Origin of the sequence: Ferruginibacter albus, from assembly GCF_020042285.1 — a bacterium.
In the GTDB taxonomy this organism is placed as follows: Bacteria; Bacteroidota; Bacteroidia; order Chitinophagales; family Chitinophagaceae; genus Ferruginibacter; species Ferruginibacter albus.
Genome location: NZ_CP083388.1, coordinates 2,308,957 through 2,330,350 on the forward strand (window position 1 = coordinate 2,308,957; position 21,394 = coordinate 2,330,350).

At 37.1% G+C, this 21,394-nt stretch carries 21 protein-coding genes; 4 read left to right on the top strand and 17 right to left on the bottom strand.

Features of this window, described 5'->3' with window-relative positions; genetic code table 11:
• Window position 1: 1 nt before the first annotated feature.
• The 5 genes from K9M53_RS10055 to K9M53_RS10075 form a co-directional block, all read right to left on the bottom strand.
• Window positions 2-568 carry a dihydrofolate reductase family protein gene (locus K9M53_RS10055; protein WP_224014409.1) on the bottom strand — a complete coding sequence of 189 codons (567 nt, stop codon included), beginning with the start codon at window positions 566-568 and terminating at the stop codon, window positions 2-4.
• A gap of 90 nt (window positions 569-658) precedes the next feature.
• The gene (locus K9M53_RS10060) at window positions 659-1,024 is read right to left on the bottom strand and encodes a calycin-like domain-containing protein (protein ID WP_224014411.1); all 366 of its coding nucleotides are present in this window, start codon (window positions 1,022-1,024) and stop codon (window positions 659-661) included.
• Window positions 1,025-1,093: 69 nt separating this feature from the next.
• Window positions 1,094-1,852, bottom strand: a complete 759-nt coding sequence (locus K9M53_RS10065) for a S26 family signal peptidase (protein ID WP_224014413.1) — start codon at window positions 1,850-1,852, stop codon at window positions 1,094-1,096.
• 67 nt (window positions 1,853-1,919) lie between these two features.
• Window positions 1,920-2,399 carry a hypothetical protein gene (locus K9M53_RS10070; RefSeq protein WP_224014415.1) on the bottom strand — a complete coding sequence of 160 codons (480 nt, stop codon included), beginning with the start codon at window positions 2,397-2,399 and terminating at the stop codon, window positions 1,920-1,922.
• 35 nt (window positions 2,400-2,434) lie between these two features.
• The gene (locus K9M53_RS10075) at window positions 2,435-2,920 is read right to left on the bottom strand and encodes a hypothetical protein (protein ID WP_224014417.1); all 486 of its coding nucleotides are present in this window, start codon (window positions 2,918-2,920) and stop codon (window positions 2,435-2,437) included.
• A 168-nt stretch (window positions 2,921-3,088) separates the two neighbouring features.
• On the opposite strand from K9M53_RS10075, the gene K9M53_RS10080 reads away from it, so the two are divergent.
• Window positions 3,089-3,529 carry a hypothetical protein gene (locus K9M53_RS10080; protein WP_224014419.1) on the top strand — a complete coding sequence of 147 codons (441 nt, stop codon included), beginning with the start codon at window positions 3,089-3,091 and terminating at the stop codon, window positions 3,527-3,529.
• A 158-nt stretch (window positions 3,530-3,687) separates the two neighbouring features.
• On the opposite strand, the gene K9M53_RS10085 is transcribed toward K9M53_RS10080, so the two are convergent.
• The gene (locus tag K9M53_RS10085) at window positions 3,688-4,632 is read right to left on the bottom strand and encodes a hydrogen peroxide-inducible genes activator (RefSeq protein ID WP_224014422.1); all 945 of its coding nucleotides are present in this window, start codon (window positions 4,630-4,632) and stop codon (window positions 3,688-3,690) included.
• 121 nt (window positions 4,633-4,753) lie between these two features.
• Between K9M53_RS10085 and katG the strand changes: the two genes are divergently transcribed.
• A complete protein-coding gene (katG, locus tag K9M53_RS10090) occupies window positions 4,754-6,976 on the top strand; it encodes a catalase/peroxidase HPI (protein ID WP_224014424.1) in 2,223 nt (740 codons plus the stop codon).
• A 159-nt stretch (window positions 6,977-7,135) separates the two neighbouring features.
• Here katG and K9M53_RS10095 read toward each other — a convergent pair whose 3' ends face one another.
• The 11 genes from K9M53_RS10095 to K9M53_RS10145 form a co-directional block, all read right to left on the bottom strand.
• On the bottom strand, window positions 7,136-7,585 hold the full coding sequence (locus K9M53_RS10095) for an SRPBCC family protein (RefSeq protein ID WP_224014427.1): 450 nt from the start codon (window positions 7,583-7,585) through the stop codon (window positions 7,136-7,138).
• A 178-nt stretch (window positions 7,586-7,763) separates the two neighbouring features.
• Window positions 7,764-8,273 carry a DsbA family protein gene (locus K9M53_RS10100; RefSeq protein ID WP_224014429.1) on the bottom strand — a complete coding sequence of 170 codons (510 nt, stop codon included), beginning with the start codon at window positions 8,271-8,273 and terminating at the stop codon, window positions 7,764-7,766.
• Between the two features lie 187 nt (window positions 8,274-8,460).
• Window positions 8,461-8,982, bottom strand: coding sequence for a DsbA family protein (locus tag K9M53_RS10105; RefSeq protein WP_224014430.1), 522 nt, complete (start codon window positions 8,980-8,982; stop codon window positions 8,461-8,463).
• Window positions 8,983-9,029: 47 nt separating this feature from the next.
• Window positions 9,030-9,494: a redoxin domain-containing protein gene (locus K9M53_RS10110; protein WP_224014432.1), complete on the bottom strand. Its 465-nt coding sequence runs from the start codon at window positions 9,492-9,494 to the stop codon at window positions 9,030-9,032.
• A gap of 44 nt (window positions 9,495-9,538) precedes the next feature.
• Window positions 9,539-10,306, bottom strand: coding sequence for an alpha/beta fold hydrolase (locus K9M53_RS10115; protein WP_224014434.1), 768 nt, complete (start codon window positions 10,304-10,306; stop codon window positions 9,539-9,541).
• Window positions 10,307-10,363: 57 nt separating this feature from the next.
• On the bottom strand, window positions 10,364-10,834 hold the full coding sequence (locus K9M53_RS10120; RefSeq protein WP_224014436.1) for a Dps family protein: 471 nt from the start codon (window positions 10,832-10,834) through the stop codon (window positions 10,364-10,366).
• Between the two features lie 351 nt (window positions 10,835-11,185).
• Window positions 11,186-14,518 (bottom strand): TonB-dependent receptor, encoded by a 3,333-nt coding sequence (locus tag K9M53_RS10125; protein ID WP_224014438.1) that lies wholly within the window; start codon window positions 14,516-14,518, stop codon window positions 11,186-11,188.
• Between the two features lie 262 nt (window positions 14,519-14,780).
• On the bottom strand, window positions 14,781-16,073 hold the full coding sequence (locus K9M53_RS10130) for a radical SAM protein (protein ID WP_224014440.1): 1,293 nt from the start codon (window positions 16,071-16,073) through the stop codon (window positions 14,781-14,783).
• A 49-nt stretch (window positions 16,074-16,122) separates the two neighbouring features.
• Window positions 16,123-16,638 (bottom strand): LemA family protein, encoded by a 516-nt coding sequence (locus K9M53_RS10135; RefSeq protein ID WP_224014442.1) that lies wholly within the window; start codon window positions 16,636-16,638, stop codon window positions 16,123-16,125.
• An 8-nt stretch (window positions 16,639-16,646) separates the two neighbouring features.
• The gene (locus K9M53_RS10140) at window positions 16,647-17,177 is read right to left on the bottom strand and encodes a hypothetical protein (RefSeq protein ID WP_224014444.1); all 531 of its coding nucleotides are present in this window, start codon (window positions 17,175-17,177) and stop codon (window positions 16,647-16,649) included.
• Window position 17,178: 1 nt separating this feature from the next.
• Window positions 17,179-18,225, bottom strand: coding sequence for an agmatinase family protein (locus K9M53_RS10145; protein ID WP_224014446.1), 1,047 nt, complete (start codon window positions 18,223-18,225; stop codon window positions 17,179-17,181).
• Between the two features lie 179 nt (window positions 18,226-18,404).
• Between K9M53_RS10145 and K9M53_RS10150 the strand changes: the two genes are divergently transcribed.
• Together K9M53_RS10150 and ccsA are read left to right on the top strand one after the other, a co-directional pair.
• Window positions 18,405-18,803, top strand: a complete 399-nt coding sequence (locus K9M53_RS10150; RefSeq protein WP_224014448.1) for a cytochrome c maturation protein CcmE domain-containing protein — start codon at window positions 18,405-18,407, stop codon at window positions 18,801-18,803.
• A gap of 75 nt (window positions 18,804-18,878) precedes the next feature.
• The gene (gene ccsA / locus K9M53_RS10155; RefSeq protein ID WP_224014451.1) at window positions 18,879-21,392 is read left to right on the top strand and encodes a cytochrome c biogenesis protein CcsA; all 2,514 of its coding nucleotides are present in this window, start codon (window positions 18,879-18,881) and stop codon (window positions 21,390-21,392) included.
• Window positions 21,393-21,394 lie beyond the last annotated feature (2 nt).

Genomic DNA, 21,394 nt, shown 5'->3' on the forward strand with positions numbered 1-21,394 from the left:
ATCAATCAATTTTTGGCTTGAAGCTCAAAACAGTTTTACCACCCGGATAAAGCCTGGATTGCATAGGTGTGAATTTCTGTATGCTGTCGAGTGAATTAAAAATAGTCATTCCCTCTCCCATGGCTGTTGGATTTATAATAAGATGGTATTCATCAATAAGTCCATTTTTTATTAATGATGAAACAAAGCCTGCACCGCCAAACACAAGAATATCTTTTCCGCTTTGTTTTTTTAAATTGGCAACTTCTTCTGTAAGATCTCCTTTTGCTAAAGCAGTGTTGTTCCAGACTGATTGCTCAAGTGTTTTAGTAAAAACAACTTTTGAAATATCCGCTATCTTTTTTGCAAATGGATGAGAAGGGTTTTGTGACGCTTCACCTTCCCAATATTTAATAATGCTTTCAGCGGTTTTTCTACCAAGTAAAAGAGTATCTGAAGTATCCAATAGCGAATTGAGAAATTCTATAAATTCTGTATCAGGGTTCCATGTCATCCAATCACTTTTTCCATTTGTTCCGCCAACAAACCCGTTTATGGTCATTTGCATTTGCAATTTTACTTTTCTCATTGTTATTGATATTTAGTGAATACAAATCTCGCTAACAAATCCAATATTATTGCAGTGTAAATACGACAATTGTAGAGGTGAAATGCGTATCTAGCAATACCAAATTTCCTTTTTCTTTAAGTCAATTACCATTGGTCCGCCACTACAGGCTCCTACCTCTTTTGCATTCATATCTTTCATGGAATGTGCAATGATCCATTGCTTTGTTTTCCGGTGTTTAATTAAAATGCCTTCATCAAATACATCTCCATATTTTATAAGCGTTAAAGTGCTGTCAGTGTAGATTACTTTTATACTATCTCCTTTAATTACTACTTTACATTTTGCAACAATTGGAGCATTCTCATACTCAAAGTCTCTAATAGAGAATGTATATGTGCCGTCTTTCAACTTTTGTCCAAAAGATGAAAAGCAAGTAAAAGCAAAAAATATGATTGCAAGAAATTTAAATTTCATTTTTATATATCAAGTTTTGTTCCATGTCCGACACCCTTCCTTGACTATAATGCGTGTCACGAAGCATTTCTAAGGTTCTACATAAACTCGATTTACATTCGAGATACTTTCGACTATTCCTACTATTGAGCTCTTAGGTATCAATCCTATCGTCCTTGAATCTGTTGCATCTATAAAGTTATCACCAACACAAAAGTAATAGTCATCATTGAGCTTGTTTCCTAAATCTATATGAGATAAATACGTAGGTGCCAGAGATAAAATAGCGTTATCAATGATTTGATCTTTCTTTGGAACTATTAATGGTCCAAAATCAAATTTGTTAGAATGGTTCAAACCTTTAAGTAGCCTATTATCAACAAATGAAGAGTCAAACTTCAAAAGATAAATTGAGTCAACTATATTGACAATATTGGAATAATCTTCTTTTGTTATATAGAATATGTAATAATCATTATTCCAATGTCTATTTTTATATTTTTCTAAAATATCGCCCTTTATTTGTGTCATGTAAACCATATAAGGCAAAACTTTTTCATTAGGGGGCATGCAGTATTTGTTGTTTAGATAAATATCTCCATTTCTTATTTCCACGGTATCTCCTGGAAGACCTTCAACTCTGGAAAAATTGATTTCATTTGATGAAGACAAAGAGAACCCAATTATGCAATTATATTTAACAGGTAAATTTTTATTAATAGTTACCTGTGCGTCTTGAGTTATCGTGTTTTCCATGTCAGCGCCACTAACTTTAACCTTAATTTTCTGATTAATGTTACAAGAAGAAATAACACAACTACATATCCCTAATAATAAGCTGGGTTTCATATACGTCTATTTACTATAATTTATTGGTTTTAATTTGACATATTCCCAATGCCTTGGTTACTGTGCTTTATTGAAAATTCGGAATTGACGGATTCATTACCCACATCACTATCATTGCTATAATTCCTCCTAATAACATCAAAGGGAAAAAGAGCTTTATCTGTTTGGCTGTTTGAAATTTTAATAATCCGGGATGGCGTTCCAGAAATTCAGCTCCATTTTGAAAATAAATCCATTTGATACTTAATGTCCATAATAACACTATCGAGAAATGAAATATTAAAACGATAGGATTCATCTGCCGGGGAGCAAAAAAATCGAAAACACTCTTTGTTAATCCGCTTAAATTACCAATACCTATTATTACCCATGGAATATTGCCATAGAAAATAATGCCTTTGAAAAGTTTTTCATAACCTTCTTCTAATTCCGGGTTGGCAGCAATATAGCTTTTTGATTTTGATTTAAGGGTAAGAGCATTGGCAATTGTAACCATTATAAAAATTATCCAGGTTTGCTTAAATATTAGTTCTAAAAAGATTCGCATTTTTGTAAAGTTAAGAACCAAGGCGAAGCCATTACTTATATTTTTGTCTTTGTAAAAGAGCGAACTTCCACTTCAACGCTCTTAAGCCTTTCTACTTCTTCTGCAAATTGTTTTTCATCAAGTATGATTAAATCAATATTAGTCAGCCCCATTGGTCCAAAATTATTTTCCGTCAAGTAATAGCCATTTGATAATTTAATAAACGCCGAATGATCAAAATCAATCTCATTGTTATAGTAGCTAAAATAAAAATCTACAATTTTTTGTTCTACAAAAAACTTCTTTGCTTTTTCATTAACAGGTTCTCCTGTGTCGAACATCGTTTTAAAGAAATTTAGATTGTCTTGTGTCAACTCCAGATAATCTTCCCTATCAAAATGTGGAATATCAATAATTTTATCGTTTGAAAGCTTAATATAGGAGTGAAAAGCTTGCATCCCATATTCGTTTTCCGGAACATAATGATATCTTAGTTCCAAAATCTCTTGCCCAATTAGCTCTGATAATTTTAAGGTATCCATATAGGTGCTCAAGTATTTAATGTAGTTTCGCAAAGATCGAAATAATATAAATATCGAAATACAAATAGCACGAAAGATGAGAACATCTATGTATACATTTGTTTCTACAATGCCTCGATCCCTGTCTTCACATCCTAGGCGAAGAAATCTGCCAAAAAACAATAAAAAATGAGTAGAAATTTATTTGCCTTAGTATCTATATTTTTTATAGCCTTTCTCTTTTCTTGTGTAAAACATCAAAAAAAATCTAATTCTGTAATTGGTAAATGGAAAATATTATCGGCACATATTGTAAAAGATTATGTTTCTTTTGCCGATTCTGTGCCTAAGTATACTCGATTTATTAAGGATTCAATAGTAAGCGATTCAGTTATAGTAGAATTTAAAAAGGATAGCACTTTAAGTTATTTTGACGCCACTTTAAATAAAAAATCTCCTATTCAAAAATTTGTGTTTGTAGGCGAAAATGCAATATTACAATTCCATGTACGCGATACAGATCACTTTTTAATCGATGGAGATACGTTATTACTTTGGAAAGTAAGAAAATATCCAAGCAGGTTTACTAGCGATTCAATAATGGCAAAAATGCTACGTATAAAAAACTAACTCCACCATGGTCTCCAATGCCTTGGTTCATGTCTTAACGAACCATTTCTAATAGCCAATCATATATACATTTGAGAACACCATCCAAATTGAAGAGATTGATTGATGCGAATGATCCATGGGACACGACCAAAGCAAAGAAAAAATATTTCATCGCTTTATGCCAAATTCAACGCTGTAACCTTTACATTTTGCATCGCTAATGCTTCTGCCGGCAGCTTGCCGACTATTTCTTCTTTTAAATTTTCCACCAACTTCTTCCTTGGAAAGTTTACAGAAGTTACAATACTTATTTCCCTAACCGGTTTAGGATTGGCAAACTCACGAATGTTTTTCTTTTGCGCAGGTTTTAAGTTTTGCACCGCCAGCTTGGGCACAATCGTAATACCATGATGCTTATCTACCAAATTCACCAATGTTTCAATGCTGCCTGCTTCGTAATGCAAGTTTTCAGTAGCAACATTCTTTTTCTTTAGTTCGCACAAATTAAAAATCTGATTACGCAAACAATGTCCTTCTTCTAATAGCCATAAATGATTCAGGTTGATCTCTTTTGGCAACAGGTATTTTTTCTGCGGCAGCTTTTCGCTTTTGGTGGCATACACAAAAAACTCTTCAAAAAATAAATGCGTCTCTAATAACAGTGCATCATTCAAAGGAGTTGCCAGTAAGCCAATGTCCAGTTCATTTGTTTTTAGCTTAATGATTATTTCATCCGTTATCATCTCTTTTACAAATATTTTCAAATGCGGGTAACGTGCCGTAAACGATCTTATAAATAAGGGTAATAGTGATGATGCTAGTGTTGGAATAATTCCGATGTGCAACTCTCCTGTTATCTCTCCTTTCAACTCTGCCGCAAATGCTTTTAAATGATTGGCTTCTGCCAATATCTGTCGTGCCCGCAAAATAATAGCCTCCCCGTTTTTGGTAGGTGTAATGGGTTGTTTGGTGCGGTCAAATATTTTAACGCCGAGTTCTTCTTCCAGCTTTTGTATCATCATGCTCAAGGTTGGTTGAGTTACAAAACATTTCTCTGCAGCCTTGGCAAAATGCCGGTAAGTGTCTAAAGCAACAGTATATTCCAGCTGTGTTATCGTCATAGATAAAAACTATTAGAATATAAAAATAATCAATTTGATTTATTATCGGCAGATCGGTAGTTTTGGCTCGCAAAAAACGATTCGCCCAGATCAATTCATTTACATTAATCTAAAAAAAATTATGAGCAGCAACAACCCTCACGGTACATCCACTAATGGTGGCGATATATCAAAATGCCCGTTTCCTCATGGCATTCTAAACAAAATAGGCGGCACCCGAAATCATGATTGGTGGCCGAACCAATTAAAACTAGACATCCTGCGTCAACATTCTTCTCTTTCTAACCCAATGGGCGAAAAATTTAATTATGCAGAAGAATTTAAAAGCCTTGACCTGGATGCCGTAAAAAAAGACCTCTTTGCTTTAATGACGGATTCAAAAGAGTGGTGGCCGGCAGACTACGGACATTATGGTCCTTTTATGATCCGCATGGCATGGCACAGTGCAGGCACTTATCGTATCAGCGATGGTCGTGGTGGTGCAGGAAGCGGCACACAACGTTTTGCACCGTTAAACAGCTGGCCGGACAATGCCAATTTAGATAAGGCACGTTTATTATTATGGCCGATCAAACAGAAATATGGCAAGAAAATTTCCTGGGCTGACCTGATGATATTGTCGGGTAACTGTGCATTGGAATCTATGGGCTTTAAAACGTTTGGCTTTGCCGGCGGACGGGAAGATGTATGGGAGACGCCGGAAGATATTTATTGGGGAACCGAAAAAGAGTGGTTGGGTGACAAACGGTATAGTGGCAATCGTGAACTGGAAGATCCATTGGCTGCTGTGCAAATGGGATTGATCTATGTAAACCCGGAAGGGCCAAATGGACATCCAGACCCTATTGCTGCAGCAAGGGATATCAGGGAAACATTTCGCAGGATGGCAATGAACGATGAAGAAACCGTTGCATTGATCGCCGGCGGACATACATTTGGTAAAACTCACGGTGCCGCAGACCCTAAAGTACATGTTGGCAAAGAACCTGCCGGTGCTTTTATTGAAGAAATGGGAACAGGCTGGAAAAATGCATTCGGTAAAGGACACTCCGATGATACTATTACCAGCGGACTGGAAGGCGCCTGGACCACCACTCCTACTAAATGGAGCAATAATTTCTTCGAAAACCTTTTTGGCTATGAATGGGAATTAACTAAAAGTCCTGCCGGTGCACAACAATGGAAACCTAAAAACAACGCAGGTGCAGGATTGGTACCCGATGCACATGATGCTTCCAAACGCCATGCACCGTTTATGTTAACTACTGATCTTGCATTAAGAGTTGATCCTGCATACGAAAAAATATCAAGAAGATTTTATGAACATCCCGATGAGTTTGCGGATGCATTTGCACGTGCATGGTTTAAATTAACACATCGTGATATGGGACCACGTGCACGCTATTTAGGAAAAGAAGTTCCTGCAGAAGTATTGATCTGGCAAGATCCTATTCCTGCTGTTACTTATAAAGCAATTGATGATGCAGATATTGCTTCATTAAAATCTAAAATATTGGGAACCGGATTAACTGTATCAGAATTGGTAGCAACAGCATGGGCTTCTGCAGCTACTTTTCGTGGCTCTGATAAACGTGGCGGTGCTAACGGAGCACGTATTCGTTTGGCTCCGCAAAAATATTGGGAAGTAAATAATCCAACGCAGTTATCAAAAGTATTAGATGTATTGGAAGGTGTGCAAACAGAGTTTAATAAAGCTCAAAGCGGCAAGCAGGTTTCATTGGCAGACCTGATCGTTCTGGCAGGAGGTGCGGGTGTTGAACAGGCAGCGAAAAATGCAGGTAAAACTATTACGGTTCCGTTTAAACCCGGTCGTGCGGACGCATCGCAGGAGCAAACGGACGTAGAATCATTTATTGTATTGGAACCTATTGCAGATGGTTTCCGCAATTATTTAAAAAGCGGTCATCATGCTTCAAAGGCAGAAGATTTTTTGGTTGACAAGGCCCAACTACTAACATTAACCGCTCCGGAATTGACTGTATTGTTTGGCGGCTTGCGTGCTATCAATATTAATTTTGATGGATCACAACATGGCGTGTTCACTAAAACACCCGGAGCTCTTACGAATGATTTCTTTGTTAGTGTTCTGGATTATAATACAGGATGGAAAGCCACTTCAGAATCGCAACATTTGTTTGAAGGCCGCGACCGTAAAACAAATGAGGTTAAATGGACAGGAACACGTGTTGACCTGGTATTTGGCTCTAACTCTGAATTGCGTGCATTGGCAGAAGTATATGCATGTGATGATGCTAAAGACAGATTTGTACAGGACTTTGTAGCGGTATGGAATAAGGTAATGAACTTAGACCGCTTTGAATAAGACAGCCAATGGAGAACCATTAAACATAAAGGAGAGCAGTTGCTCTCCTTTTATTTTTATGTAATAAACTATAGTTCTTTATTCAGCTTTGTTGTGTCACTCACTTGTACGGCTTATTAATAATGAGCTTTATTGAAGTGTAACCATAATGATCAATTATTACGCATCCGGAATTTGAGGTTCTACTAATTTTTTCAATTTCTCTAAAGACTCCTGCCAGCCTAAATAGCACGCTTCAACAGGAATTGCTTCAGGAATTCCTTCCTGTATAATTTTTAATTCTGTGCCAACAGAAACTTTTTTAAACCAAACAGAAGTATTCATTTCTCCGGGTAAGTTGGGATCATCAAACTTATCAATGTATTTAATAAATTCATTAGGCTTTATCTCCAGGTATTCTCCTCCAAAAGATTGCTTGCTGCCGGTAGAGAAATTAGTAAAAGACATTTTATACCTACCTCCTACACGAAAATCCATTTGCTGTACTTCTGCAAAAAAACCGTAAGGAGGTAACCATGCCAGAAACGCACCCGGCGTTGTAAATGCACGATATACTTTTTCTGGGCTAGCACTAAGCACACGATGTAATGTTACAGTATGATTTGACATATAATTAAAGTTTTATTCCTACTCTTATGGCTTTTCGGTTACGCCCGTTTAATGGTAGCTGCTCCTGAATGGTGTGTCGGAAAAACCATGCCATATTAAAATTGATATAGCAGGCGCTTTTCGAATAAACCGGGAAAAACGCAACAAAAAGCAAATGGATAATTTTATGATGTATTTATTAAATTGTTTGAATAAAGATTTCTAAATCAGTTGCTTCTCCTTCAAAACGTTTGCCGTCTATAAAAAAAGTAGGTGTTTTATTTACACCACTTCGGAGACCGGTATAAAAATCATCATCTATCTTTTTAATAAGCATTTCATCTTCCATATCGGCGGCAAACTTTTCTACATTTAATAGCAAGTCTTCTGCTCTTTGTAAAATATGTTTATGCAATTGATGTCTTTGGTCGGTAAATAAAGAATGATGCATTTCCCAAAACTTATTTTGCCTGCCTGCTGCTTCTGCAGCCTGCGAAGCAATTCTTGCTGAAGGATGGATCTTAGATAACGGAAAATTGCGGAATACAAACTTTATTTGGCTACCATGATCTTCCAATAACTTTTCCAATACAGGATATGCTGCACCACAAAAAGGACATTGATAGTCGCCATACTCCACCAATTCAATGCGTCCATCGAGATTGCCTTTTATGTGGTCACCTTCGTGTACCGGCTTTCTTAATTCCATATAATTTTATTAACTGATTCTCCGATGTAGCAAAGTAATCTAATTTAACCGCCGCTTTAGATATGCTTGCAACGTTTCGGCAAACTCAACATGACAAGCATATCTAAAAGCTGTCAGTCTGAGCTTGTCGAAGACGGGCTTTTAAAATACTCTATCGACTTCCCACATCCAAGAAAGTCAGATTTTATTAATTAGTTTCAGTACTTTCTCTAAGCAATTGTAGCAAGTTGTCTGCGCCTCCATCAAACTTTTTCCCATTTATAAAAAAAGAAGGCGTGCCATTTACACCGCTGCGAATCCCGCTTTCAAAATCGGCATCTATCCTATTGGCCAAGTCTTCTTCTTCCAAATCGTTGGCAAACTTATCCATATCCAAACCTAAAGACGTAGCACGTTGCAATAGATCTTTTGTATGTAAATGTGACTGATCATTATAGATAGCATCATGCATTTCCCAAAACTTTCCTTGCAAAGCAGCCGCTTCTGCTGCTAATGCAGCAATACGTGCAGATGGATGAATTTCTGATAAAGGAAAATTGCGAAACACAAATTTCACTTGGCTTCCAAACTCTTTCATCATTTCATTTAATACAGGATATGCAGCGCCGCAATACGGGCATTGATAATCGCCATACTCTACAATTTCTAATGTTGCTTTTAAATTTCCTTTGGCATGATCTTTTTCATTTATGGCGGGATGTAAACTCATTGCTTTTATTTTACAAGATTATTATTCAAATCGTTTATTAGAACGACTTATCCAATTGTCACCAGTGATTCCAATGCATCCAAAATACCATCTGCACCCGGATTAATAGCTGTTGGCGATACATAAGACCAGGCAATTACACCGGCCTTATTGATAACAAATAATGCTCTTTTACATTCGCCCTCGTCCTCATCGTACACACCGTATTTTTTTGCTACTGCTCCTTTAGGTTCAAAATCTGCCAGTAATGGAAAATGCAAATTCCTGCTTTGCTCAAAAGCAAAATGACACCATTTGCTATCTACCGAAATGCCAAATATTTCCGCATCATACTTTTTAAAGAAGGGCAATGTTTCATTGTACAAGGCCATTTGGTCGCTGCACACGGGACTCCAATCGGCAGGATAAAAAGCAAGAATAACATTTCGTCCTTTAAATTCAGACAAGGTAATTTTTTGATCGGGCGTTGCGTAGAGTGTAAAATCGGGAGCAACTTCGCTTGGTTGAAGCATGAGTTATTTTGTTTGACGTTATGTATTATTAATGTATTCGCTTGCTAATTTTCTACTCCTTTTACAGCACTTAATATCACCTCTAAAACTTCTTTGGAATGAGACAGCATTGCCACATGCGAAGATTCCAACACAGTTGTTTTTGCATTCGCTCTTTTTGCCATCAACTTTTCTAATTCAGGATTAATGCATTTATCTTCTGCTGATACAACATACCAGGAAGGTTTGATTTTCCATGCCACATTTGTACAAACATCTGCAAACAAACTATAAAAAGCAGGTGGCTGAACAGCATATATTTCGTTTTGTTCCTTTGCTGTTAAATCGCCTGCAAATGCTTTACTAACGCCTTCTTTAGATAAGGTTAAGAATCCATTTGCATTTTCAAGAAATTTTGAAAGTTCGGTTTCGGGCGCTTTTTTGCCAAGAGAACCTACCGTTTCTCCGTTATCAGGTGCAAAAGCTGAAATATAAACCAGCGCTTTAACACGTGGGTCTACTCCCGCTTCAGTAATTACGAAGCCACCCCAGGAATGCCCCACCAATACAACATCACCTTTTGCTCTGTCGATAGCTCTTTTGGTAGCAGCAACATCGTCTGCTAATGACGTTGTTGGATTTTGCACACAAATTACATTGTAACCCTTTTCAATAAGTGGTGTAATTACTTTTAACCAGCAAGAGCCATCTGCCCACAAGCCATGCACAAATACAATAGTTGGTTTGGCTTTGGATGAATCAGTTTTTTGGGCAAAACTGTTTGATAGAACGATTGTCATCAAATAAAATAGAAGAATAGATAATTTTTTCATTTTTTGATATTTAGTAATGATTCAATTTTTGTATTGCAGCATAGCTGAAAACAATTTTTATTTAAGATGTGAACGCAGAAACCAAGCCATCTTTTCATGTTCCTGCATTAATCCTGTAATAAAATCGCTGGTACCTACATCTCCTAGTTCATTGGCAAAGCGATTTATGTTTTCTCTTAAATGAATAATAATGCTTTCATGATCATTCAACAATTCCGTAATAAAACCTTTGCTGTCATTAGCACTTCTGTTTTGCTCTGTTAAATGCGTAAGGCTTAAAAAAGATTGCAAGGTTGCAGGTGAATAATGACCTAAGGTTCTGATACGTTCTGCAACGCTATCCACCAATTCATCCAATTGGCCAAACTGTTGTTCAAAAAAAACATGCTTGGTATGAAAATCGATTCCTTCAATATTCCAATGAGCATTTCTCGTTTTAGTATAAAGCACATATTCATCTGCTAAAATTTTTGATAGTTCTACAGCAACGGTTTGGCGGTTGGTGTCGGTAATTCCAATGGTTGTCATTTTTACTGTTTTAAGTGTTATATATTGTTAAAGTAATTGTTATAAAAGATAGTTAGAATGGCTGATATTATTACTATACTATTGTAAGTTTAATCCAGCCGTAACATTGTCAATTCTTTTCGGTTAGTAACCAACAATGTACACGAAAGTTTTAAGTGGAAAATGACTTTTTGATATTTGTCATTCGATATTAACTCTTTAAAGCAATATTCTGAGAGCGCTTTATTTTCTTATATCAATAAAAAGGAACTGTATCTATATAGGTTTAATTGATTGAGCTAAGAAAGATGAGTAAAATAAAAAACCGCACCAGGTAAGATGCGGCTTTTATTTTTGAATAGCTATGCTATCCTAGAAAATATATTTCAATCCCAATTGCAATCCCCAGGTTGTATTGGTAGATAAAGTATTGGTAAATGTTTTATTGATCAGCGCACCTTGATAAGTCGCTAATTGATAATAAGGAACACCTGCTGTTACTTTATTCAATATTAAAGGATTGGTATTGATGACAGTTTGCTGAATTCCCCAATGACTGTTTAATAAATTCAACAAATTGTTGATGCTGGCGTTAAACTGCAATGTATTTTTTCTTCCTCCGATATTGGTAAAAATATCCTGCAGGAAACTAAAATCAACTCGGTGATAAAAAGGCATTGTGGCTCCATATCTTTTAACCACTTCTCCTTTATGCTGGCTCAAATAAGGATCCTGTGCCACATATTGCATAAATGCATCCGATTGTTGTTGTGCTGTATAGGTAACCGTATTACCATTCTTTATATCAACAAAATTTATTTCAGAAGCGTTTTTAGGAACATATATCAGATCAGAAGTGGTGGCTCCATCATTATTCAGATCACCGTTATAAGTGTAGGAATATCTTGGAGAAAGCGTGGTTCCTACAAAACCATAAGCCGAGCCTTCGTAATAGAACGTAAATGTAGATGCTAAATGTTTTAAATATTCTTTTCTATAAGAAAAGGTTGCCACTATACGATGCGGTACTGCAAAAGAAGAATAAGAAAGATTTTGATCGTTCAGGTTACCCGGCATTGCATTAGCACTCCATATAGAAGCAGCCTGGCTTCCGGGATTTGCAGACAGATCTTTTGCAATGGTATAGGTATAAGATAAAGATGCGTAAAATCCTTTTGTAAAGGTTTTAGCTAACAGTGCCGTATATACGCAGGAATAGCCCAGACTGGCATTTTCCAATATGATCGCCTGCGTAACCTTCCCGGGATACAATGTTCTGGCATTGGCAGAAGAGAATCTTCCTCGTACATCATTAGGTGCAACATTCACAACAGTATCAAAAGGCTGTTGCGTTGCATTGCGTAAGAATGGGTCGTTAATATTTTTAGTGATCAATGCTTCGCCGGAAACAGTCCATCCTTTTCCTAATTGTTTTTCAACAGCCAGGTCTAAACGCCATACTTGCGGAAATTTAAAATTAGGATCGATCAATGCAAAGCTTGACGGTGCTACTGTTCCTGCTTTTGTAGGGAATAAGCTTGGGTCAAGCGAATTGTTATAAAACGGATTGTATGCATGAGGATCGGGGTTAAATTTAAATTGCGACATATCTGCATTGGCAGCAACAATAGAAGTACCAAAAGTGTACATCCCGCTTGAGCTAGGCACATTGGTAAGAAATACAAAAGGAATTCTTCCTGTAAAAATACCCACACCTCCGCGTACGATCAGGCTTTTATCTCCTTTAACATCCCAACGAAATCCCACCCGTGGAGAAAGCAAAGGAGTAGCATTGGGCCATTTGCCTCCATTATAGCTGACCTTGCTTCCATCAGCTGCATAAAATTGTAAAGCAGTAATAGCAGGATTTTCCAATGGTGCCTCCGGATAAATAGGCTCATCTACACGCAAGCCCATCGTCAATTTTAACTTGTTCTGAATATTCACTTCATCCTGTACATAAAATCCTAATTGTGCTGTTTTTAAATTAGCAGAGAATACTGCGTCCTGACTGGGAACCAAAGAATAATTTATAGAGAAAGCTCTTGGTGCTGCATTGGTAATAAAATCATTCAAAGAATTATAAACATAGTACCCTTGTGACCCAGCCATGAACATATTACCCACTTTCTGGTATTCAAAGTTTATACCGGCTGTAAAAGTATGCTTGCCTTTAAAGTAACTGAAATTATCAGTAACGGTATATACATCATTGACCACCTGGTTATTGTTACCATTAAAAGGCTCGTTACCAAAATGCAGGTAGTTGGTAGTGCTACTAATGCCGCTAACGTTTGAACCAATAATATCAACATAAGGAAATGTTTCTCCATCATGACCTTTGATAGAACTTATTTTTGTGAGTGTAGCAATAAAATCATTGGCAAATTTTCCATGAAAATTACTGTTCAATTCTATTGTTGCAGTACGAACGATATCTTCCTGGCTATAATTATCGTTTGCAAATCCCATAGATGTTGTTCCAAAGCGGGGAACGTATGTAACACCATCTTTACTGTTAACGCCATTGATGCCGCCGCTTTGACTGATCACAGAATAACTGGTGCTGCTGTAATCACTATACTTCACCGTTAGCTTATGTACATTGCTGATATTCCAATCTACCTTAGCCATTATTTTATGGTTCTTGTTGGTGAATGCAGGGAAATTGTCGTATGCTCCCGGATCAAAATTGTATTGGCTTTTTAAAAAGTCTGATAATTTTTTAAGAGAATCGATGGGTACCAATGAACCTGTTCCACTACCTGTACCACCTGCTGGTGCAAAGGTTACACCCGGCTTTGTGCTTTCTTCTATCTCGCCATTTATAAAAAAGAACAATTTATTTTTAATGATCGGACCACCCAATGTAACTCCATAGATCTTGTTGGTAGAGGCTGCCGGTTTATTTAATGTTGTGTCGTCTATTTTTAATCCATTAAAACTTTGATTGCGGTAAGCCGTATATGCACTGCCATGAAAAGTATTGGTACCGCTTTTAGTAATGGCATTTACGCCGGCACCGGTAAAGCCCGATTGCTTAACATCGAAAGGAGAAAGATTTACAGATATCTCTTCAAAAGCATCTAATGAAATTGGATTGCCTCCACCGGGTAATAGATCGCTTGTCAATCCAAAATTATTATTAAGATTAGCTCCATCAACCGTTACATTATTCATACGATTGTCTCTGCCCGCAAAACCGGTACCGCTTGACTGTGGCGTTGTACGGGTAAAATCGGTGATGCTTCGGTTAATAGTAGGTAAGGTTGCTAACTGTGCAGCGCCTATATTGGTAGAAGCTCCTGTTTTTTCCTGGTTAGCTTTTCTTTTAATTCCTTTTACTGCAACGGTAGATAGATTTACCACATCCGTGCCCATCTGCGCATCAATATTATACGCCTGGTCTAATAACAGATTAATGTTTTCAAAAGTCTGCGGATTATATCCAACATGTTCAATTGTTATTTTATAAGGGCCGCCGGTACGCAACCCCGGTAAGTTAAATACACCGCTTTCTCTTGAAATGGTTGAATATTGCGTTCCGGAAGGCGTGTGTACCGCAGTAATAGTAGCGCCTTCCAAAGGCTTACCGTCTGTGCCTTTTACAATGCCTGTAATGCTTGATGTTGTTACTTGTGAAAATGAAGTTATTCCGATGAAAGAAAAAAGAATAACAAGAAGTCTTTGGAAAATTCTTTTCATAGCTTAAAATTTTGGTGATATAAAATTTAGGATAAAACAATAACTAATTGTTTTCAAAGAGTTAAGTTTAGATTAATAGGTATTATCCAAAAGGCGAGCTATGTTCAAGACAATGCAAATTATAATTTAGCTGCAAAAAATGAAAGTGGATTTGTCAACAGGAAGTAAGCTAAGATGTCAATAAAAAATCTTAGTGATAAAAATCAATTTTGAGAATTTATATAAGAGAAAAAAGAATTACGAACAATTTTGTTCAGGATGTTCAATGTGCAAAATCAACTTCAAAATTCCCTTTAATTCGTTCCATCGAAGGATTGAAATATCCAAAACGCAATGCAGGAAATTCTTCTTTTAATAATTCCATCATTTGTTTAATGCCCATACATTCTCCGGTATCGCTCACTCCTATTTTTCCTAAATACCAATCCGGATCAATATTAAAGTTACGCCATTGGATCATTTTTAAGCCGGTCTCTTTTATCAGCTTTCGTAATGCTTCATACTCTTCTACACTGTCTGTCATCCCGGGAAAAACAAAATAATTGATGCTTGTCCACCCTCCATAACCTGTTACTACTTTCAAGCTTTCAACAATATCATCAAATACATAATTATTAGGGCGATAATACGGCGTATATATTTTTTCACGAGCAGAATTAGTGCTGACACGAATACTGTTCAACCCTGCTTCGCATAAGGCTTTAACCCCTTTAGGGTTACTGCCGTTTGTATTAATATTGATGCTGCCCTTTTGTGTGTGCCGGCGCATTTCAATGATAGATTCCCGAATGGTTTCCCACATTAATAAAGGCTCGCCTTCACAACCCTGACCAAAGCTTACGATCGGGTATGGCGCCGTTTCCAAATGCGGCACAGTAAATTCCACGATCTCTTCGGCTGTAGGTTTAAAGGTTAACCGGTCTTGTGTACTTACAATGCTTTCATCGGTTGGCTGAAAAGAAATACAGCCAATGCAATTGGCATTACAAGCCGGTGATGAAGGAACAGGGCATTCCCATCTGCCCATAAAAAAATTTCTTGCAGCAGGACAATGATATGTCAGGCAGCAATTTTCCGCTAAATGCTTTACCAAACGGTTATGGCTATACGAAGTAAGCAATTGCTTTACTCCTAATTGTATCTTTTCATCATCAAAGCCCGCACACTCTTGCCGAATATCCTGTTCTATTCTTACGGCAGGAACAAAAAATTTATCATCGTACCAGCCTGCAGCAGTATAACAAAACAAAGGTAATGTAGGTGCATCCGGTCCTGTTTCATAAGCCGCTAAATACAACCCTGTGTGTGCCGGTGGAATAAAAGCCGCTACCGCCCAACCTTTCTCGCACAACCGCATCTCTCCTGTTTCCACATCAATACCAATACCTCGTCTGCCGGGTAATTCATACAAAGAGCCACCCTCCGGTAATTCAATCCATTCCTCTGTTGGAACAGGCAATGCATCCCAACCGCTTCTGCCTGTTACATACAGCGAAGTGTCTTCAAAAATATTTCCGTTACCATCGGAGTATAATATGTATGGACTGTGTTTCAATTAAAATTTTTGAGTTTTATTTGAGTATAGTTGCCAAGCAAAGCTTTCGTCAAAATTTAATTATCGGCATTTCCTTCTTATCGACATAATAATAATCAAAAAGCAGGTCCGTTCTTTTAAACTTTATGCAAATGTCGTTATAAACTTGTTTAGCTACTACAATTCTGTTTTCGCTTCCTTCTAATTCCGGTAAAAGTTTATTCACTTCCTCATTGTTATAAAATTCACTTTCATTTATTAAAGAAGCTATTGTATTGGTTAGCTCCTGCGTTAAAATATTATTTTTTTCGCCGGCAACATATAACGATACACTATCCGGGCTATTCAAACTATCAACATATTGATAAAGGCTTATAGCGGAAGTATTTGCTTTTTTTAATTGTTCTTTATCAATCACAGCCGATCTAGAAAGCTCCTGTGTTAAAGCACGTACGAGTCCGGTGTGTTTTTGCAACTCTTTTTTTAAACTAATCCAGCTTTCATTTATTAGATGTAAAGTATCCTGCGCAAAGTTATTTTGAGACGCAAGTAATAAAAAAAAGAAAGCTGAATAAAAAAACTTCATAATAGATTTTATCTTTTTAATTGTTCTCTGCAAAAAGCATTGAACAATTCTTCATCAGCTACTCCTTCTATTTCTGCCTGCAGCAGTTTATTATTCTTAAAATCAATTGTCAACAATCCATCTTTCAACACTACATTATCCAGTTCATTCCAGCTGATTATTTTTTTAGGTACAGAGGGATATTCTACCCCGCTTCCGCTGAAGCTTACTTTTAATACTCGTCTTGCTGCAGCATCGCCTATTAATAAGATACAATGTACTAAACAGATCCATATTGAAATGGTTGACCATACTATCGATAAGAATAAATACGTTGTGCTAAAAGCTTGTTTGTTCTTCTTTTTACCCAACATCCATTCAGTGTAAAAGAAAAGCAAGGGTAACAAAGCAAATAATATCCACAATAATCTTTGTGACCCCTGCTTTTCGTGTAGCGCAAAAAAGATAAAATATAAACTGTTGATCGCTGAAATCAATAAGCGCATTTGCATGCCTGAACGCACCCTTTCATTCCGCAATATCAGCTCAAAACTATCCATATTAAAGCGTGTTACCGAGCAACATCAAATTGCATAATTTAAATAAAACTCTCGCCCCTACATTTTCATCCCAGCCGTTCCTGCTTATGCCGATCTCACTAATATCAAAGCCTAATAATTTTCTGCCACTGAACACTATTTTCTTACATAAGTAAAAAGCCTGCGATATTTCCAGACCACCTTGTACCGGAGACCCCGTGTTGGGACAAAGCTTTGGATCCAATCCATCAATATCAAAGCTGATGTATACGTTTTGAGGTAGCTGCTCGATCACTTCATCCACAATGGTTTTCCATATTTCCCCTTCCAGCAAACGCCTGTTTACGCGGTTATCGGTAAACACTTTTATCCTGTCGGGATGTGCCTGTAAATATTGTTCCTCTTCTTCGCAAAAATCTCTTATCCCTACCTGTACCAATTTTGTTATCTGCGGAATTTCTTCTAGTGCATTGTACATAACAGATGCATGAGAATATTTAAAATTGGTATACGTATTTCTTAGATCGCAATGCGCATCAATTTGCAGGATACCAAAATCTCCGTGTCTTTCTGCAATTGCTCTTAAAAAACCAAGCATAGTACTATGATCGCCGCCCAGCACACAAACCAGTTTTCCTTTATTTAAAAGATCTTTTGTTTGTTCATACACCCACTCATTCAAATAAACGCCACCTGCGTTCACTTCCTTAAGTGTTTTTGTCATGAACTTATTTTCCTCGGTGTGCTCCCCTTCAGCTATGTAGTTGATGTACAATTCTGCTTCTTTTCGCAGGTAATCGCTTTTCATCAACACTTTTTTGTCGGGAATACGCATAAAAAAACCTTGCCGCCAGCCGTCTTTCATATCCTCATCCAGCAATTCTACCTTCAGGCTTTCTCTTAAAATATGGTTCGGGGCACGGGCAGAACCGGTTTCATAGCTTACGGTAACTTCCCACGGTACGGGAAGAATTATCAATCTTGCATCCTCTTCCGTAAAAGGCAATCCGAAAATGTTGTTGTTGGGATTGCTGATCGCATTCGGGTTGAACATGGTTAAATCAGCCATTTTTTGTTTTGGGTTTTAGGTATAAAATATAGTATAGGTTGAGTACAAAGATATATCAGAATATGCATGTTGATATATGTACGATTTACGAAATACGATTTACGATTTCTTTCACTATAAACTTTAAACTGCCAAGTTAGAACTATCGACTTTTGCCTACCTTTGCGGCGATGAAAAAAATGAGTATTATAATCCTTGTGGCGATAGCAATTGGTATTGGCATTTTGATATCAATGTTTACAGATATTTCAACATATGATTCCATTAATTCAGCCAGGCAAAAGCAAGGAACTTTTGTTCATGTAATTGCAAGGATCGACAAATCGGTTCCGCTCGATTACAACCCGGCGAACAACCCGAATTACCTCTCGTTTATAGCAGTTGATAGTTTGGGTGCCAGAGCTAAAGTGATCTATCATAATACCAAGCCGGCAGAGCTGGAACAAAGCGACCGTGTAGTATTAAAAGGCAAAATGGAAGGCGATGTATTTGAGTGCAGCGAAATTTTATTAAAATGCCCCAGCAAATACAAAGACGACAAAAAACAATTGGAAAAATCAGTTAGCGCAAAATCATAGTAATTACAAATTATAAATTACATATCTCAGATCGAGTGAACGGTGATTTATAATTTTCAATCTGGAATTAGAATCATGCAAGAACACTTGTTTATCGGTAAGTTCGGACACTTTTTTGTATTGCTTGCATTTACAGCTTCTCTCCTTTCTACCATTTCTTATTTTATTGCTTCACGCAAAAAAGATGTTCAAGAACAGAACGCATGGATAAAGTTTGCCAGAACTTATTTCTTTATTGAAACGATAGCAGTGATCACTATTTTCATTTCTATCTTTATTATTTGCTACAATCATTATTTCGAATACCTATATGCCTGGAAGCATACTTCCAAAGAATTAGAAACAAGATATTTATTGGCCTGCATCTGGGAAGACCAATCCGGTAGTTTTTTATTATGGACGATATGGCATTGTATATTGGGCATAGTGATAATGATCCGGCGAAAAGAATGGGAAGCGCCTGTAATGACAGTAATTGGTTTGGCGCAAACATTTTTAGCGTTGATGATAATGGGTGTTTATTTTTTTGGAGTCAAGATAGGGAACAGCCCTTTTGCATTGACCAAAGAAGAGATACAGGCACCGATATTTTCATCGCCGGAATATTTATTGGCGATCACCAAAATGCACGAAGAGAATGGCATGGGCCTGAACGTGCTGTTGCGTAATTATTGGATGGTGATACATCCACCGGTATTATTCTTAGGATTCGCATCTACCATCATTCCATTTGCTTTTGCTTATGCAGGGATGCAAACAAAACGTTTTGCCGACTGGATAAAACCTGCATTGCCATTTGCCCTATTCAGCGCTTGTGTGCTAGGCGTTGGTATCATGATGGGCGGTAAATGGGCATATGAATCTTTATCATTTGGCGGCTATTGGGCATGGGACCCGGTAGAAAATGCCTCTTTGGTTCCCTGGTTAATTTTAATAGCGGGATTACATACCATGGTTGTGCACAAAGCAACCGGGCATTCTTTAAGAGCAAGCTATTTGTTTGTCATTCTTACTTTTATTTTTATTCTTTATTCTACAACACTTACCCGCACAGGAGTTTTAGGCGATACCTCAGTTCATGCTTTTACAGAAAAAGGAATTGCCATGAATGTTTTAATTAGTTCCTTTTTTATAGCATTTGCTGTCGGCTCACTCATTTTATTTGGTATCAACTATAAAAAAATACCAGCCATACATAAAGAAGAAAGCACTTCCTCCAGGGAATTCTGGATGTTTATCGGCTCACTGGTTTTATTCTTATCGTCTTTATTCATCAGTGCTAAAACATCATTGCCCGTTTTTAACTGGATGTTTGGCACCCATTGGGCACCACCCGAAGACGTGGAGTTCTCTTATAACAAAGTAATAATACTGGTAGCTGTTATTATTGGAATATTAAGCGCCATTACACAATATTTTAAATACAAAAGCACGCCCTCCTCTTTCATAAGAAAAAAAATATTGATACCAACCATTGCTGCGTTGGTAATAACCATACTGCTTTATTTTATTTATCCGATCGATTACCATAAGCAAGGGTATGGTTTTTTAGGCGCTATTTATTTTGCATTGTTTGCAACGATCTATTCTGTTATAGCAAACGCCAGCTACATATGGAGTGCATTAAACGGGAAATTAAAAAATGCCGGTGCCTCTATTGCACATGCAGGCTTTGCATTGATGCTGACAGGAATATTGATTTCATCCGGCAATAAAAAAGTGATCAGTGAAGATAAATTCAAGAACTTTTTTATACCGATGGGCATTGATCCGTTAACGAAGAAACAGGATAATGCGGCAGAAAATATAAACCTGATACGCCAGGTGCCTACCACAATGGGACAATATACAGTGACGTATCGGGGAGATAGCGCAGGCAATGAAAAAGGGAAACGTTTTTATGATCTGCTATTTGAGCGTAAAGATTCTGTTACAGGAAACCTTGCGGAATCATTTACCTTAAAACCTACTGTTTATTTAATGAAGGATAAAAACATGAGCAGTAATCCTGACATCAAATCCTATTTAACACACGATATTTTTACTTATATATCTTATACGCTTAATCCTGAAACAAACCAGGACACTGCACATTACACATTACATGATGTAAAAGAAGGAGATACTATTTTCTATTCTAAGGGGATCATGATCTTTAACGGCGTGACAAAAAATGCGGTTGATAATAAGTTCAAGCTTTCTCCTGCTAACGGAATTGTTGTACAGGCAAATTTAACCGTGATAGGTAAAGACAGCATGAAATATATTGCAGAACCGGTAATACAGATCGATAATGAATCTGCTACCAGTTTTGAAGACACCCTGTATGCACAAAACCTGTATGTAAAATTTGCAGGGGTTACTTCTGATAATAAAGTAAAAATTGCGGTTAAAGAATCTGAAAAAATAATCGACTTTGTAACCATTAAAGCATTTTACTTTCCTTATATAAAATTAGTCTGGTTAGGATTATTATTAATGGTAGCCGGCTTTATTGTAAGTATCCGCCAGCGGGCTAATCTTTCTACTCCTGTCGTAACAATTGTTTTGATCGTTGTGTTGGCTACGCTCTTCTATATGTTTATGTAAGC

Bases quoted from the DNA above. Each gene is read 5' to 3' on its own strand.
- K9M53_RS10055 (WP_224014409.1), bottom strand. From the start codon at position 568: ATGAGAAAAGTAAAATTGCAAATGCAAATGACCATAAACGGGTTTGTT.
- K9M53_RS10060 (WP_224014411.1), bottom strand. From the start codon at position 1,024: ATGAAATTTAAATTTCTTGCAATCATATTTTTTGCTTTTACTTGCTTT.
- K9M53_RS10065 (WP_224014413.1), bottom strand. From the start codon at position 1,852: ATGAAACCCAGCTTATTATTAGGGATATGTAGTTGTGTTATTTCTTCT.
- K9M53_RS10070 (WP_224014415.1), bottom strand. From the start codon at position 2,399: ATGCGAATCTTTTTAGAACTAATATTTAAGCAAACCTGGATAATTTTT.
- K9M53_RS10075 (WP_224014417.1), bottom strand. From the start codon at position 2,920: ATGGATACCTTAAAATTATCAGAGCTAATTGGGCAAGAGATTTTGGAA.
- K9M53_RS10080 (WP_224014419.1), top strand. From the start codon at position 3,089: ATGAGTAGAAATTTATTTGCCTTAGTATCTATATTTTTTATAGCCTTT.
- K9M53_RS10085 (WP_224014422.1), bottom strand. From the start codon at position 4,632: ATGACGATAACACAGCTGGAATATACTGTTGCTTTAGACACTTACCGG.
- katG (WP_224014424.1), top strand. From the start codon at position 4,754: ATGAGCAGCAACAACCCTCACGGTACATCCACTAATGGTGGCGATATA.
- K9M53_RS10095 (WP_224014427.1), bottom strand. From the start codon at position 7,585: ATGTCAAATCATACTGTAACATTACATCGTGTGCTTAGTGCTAGCCCA.
- K9M53_RS10100 (WP_224014429.1), bottom strand. From the start codon at position 8,273: ATGGAATTAAGAAAGCCGGTACACGAAGGTGACCACATAAAAGGCAAT.
- K9M53_RS10105 (WP_224014430.1), bottom strand. From the start codon at position 8,982: ATGAGTTTACATCCCGCCATAAATGAAAAAGATCATGCCAAAGGAAAT.
- K9M53_RS10110 (WP_224014432.1), bottom strand. From the start codon at position 9,494: ATGCTTCAACCAAGCGAAGTTGCTCCCGATTTTACACTCTACGCAACG.
- K9M53_RS10115 (WP_224014434.1), bottom strand. From the start codon at position 10,306: ATGAAAAAATTATCTATTCTTCTATTTTATTTGATGACAATCGTTCTA.
- K9M53_RS10120 (WP_224014436.1), bottom strand. From the start codon at position 10,834: ATGACAACCATTGGAATTACCGACACCAACCGCCAAACCGTTGCTGTA.
- K9M53_RS10125 (WP_224014438.1), bottom strand. From the start codon at position 14,518: ATGAAAAGAATTTTCCAAAGACTTCTTGTTATTCTTTTTTCTTTCATC.
- K9M53_RS10135 (WP_224014442.1), bottom strand. From the start codon at position 16,638: ATGAAGTTTTTTTATTCAGCTTTCTTTTTTTTATTACTTGCGTCTCAA.
- K9M53_RS10140 (WP_224014444.1), bottom strand. From the start codon at position 17,177: ATGGATAGTTTTGAGCTGATATTGCGGAATGAAAGGGTGCGTTCAGGC.
- K9M53_RS10145 (WP_224014446.1), bottom strand. From the start codon at position 18,225: ATGGCTGATTTAACCATGTTCAACCCGAATGCGATCAGCAATCCCAAC.
- K9M53_RS10150 (WP_224014448.1), top strand. From the start codon at position 18,405: ATGAGTATTATAATCCTTGTGGCGATAGCAATTGGTATTGGCATTTTG.
- ccsA (WP_224014451.1), top strand. From the start codon at position 18,879: ATGCAAGAACACTTGTTTATCGGTAAGTTCGGACACTTTTTTGTATTG.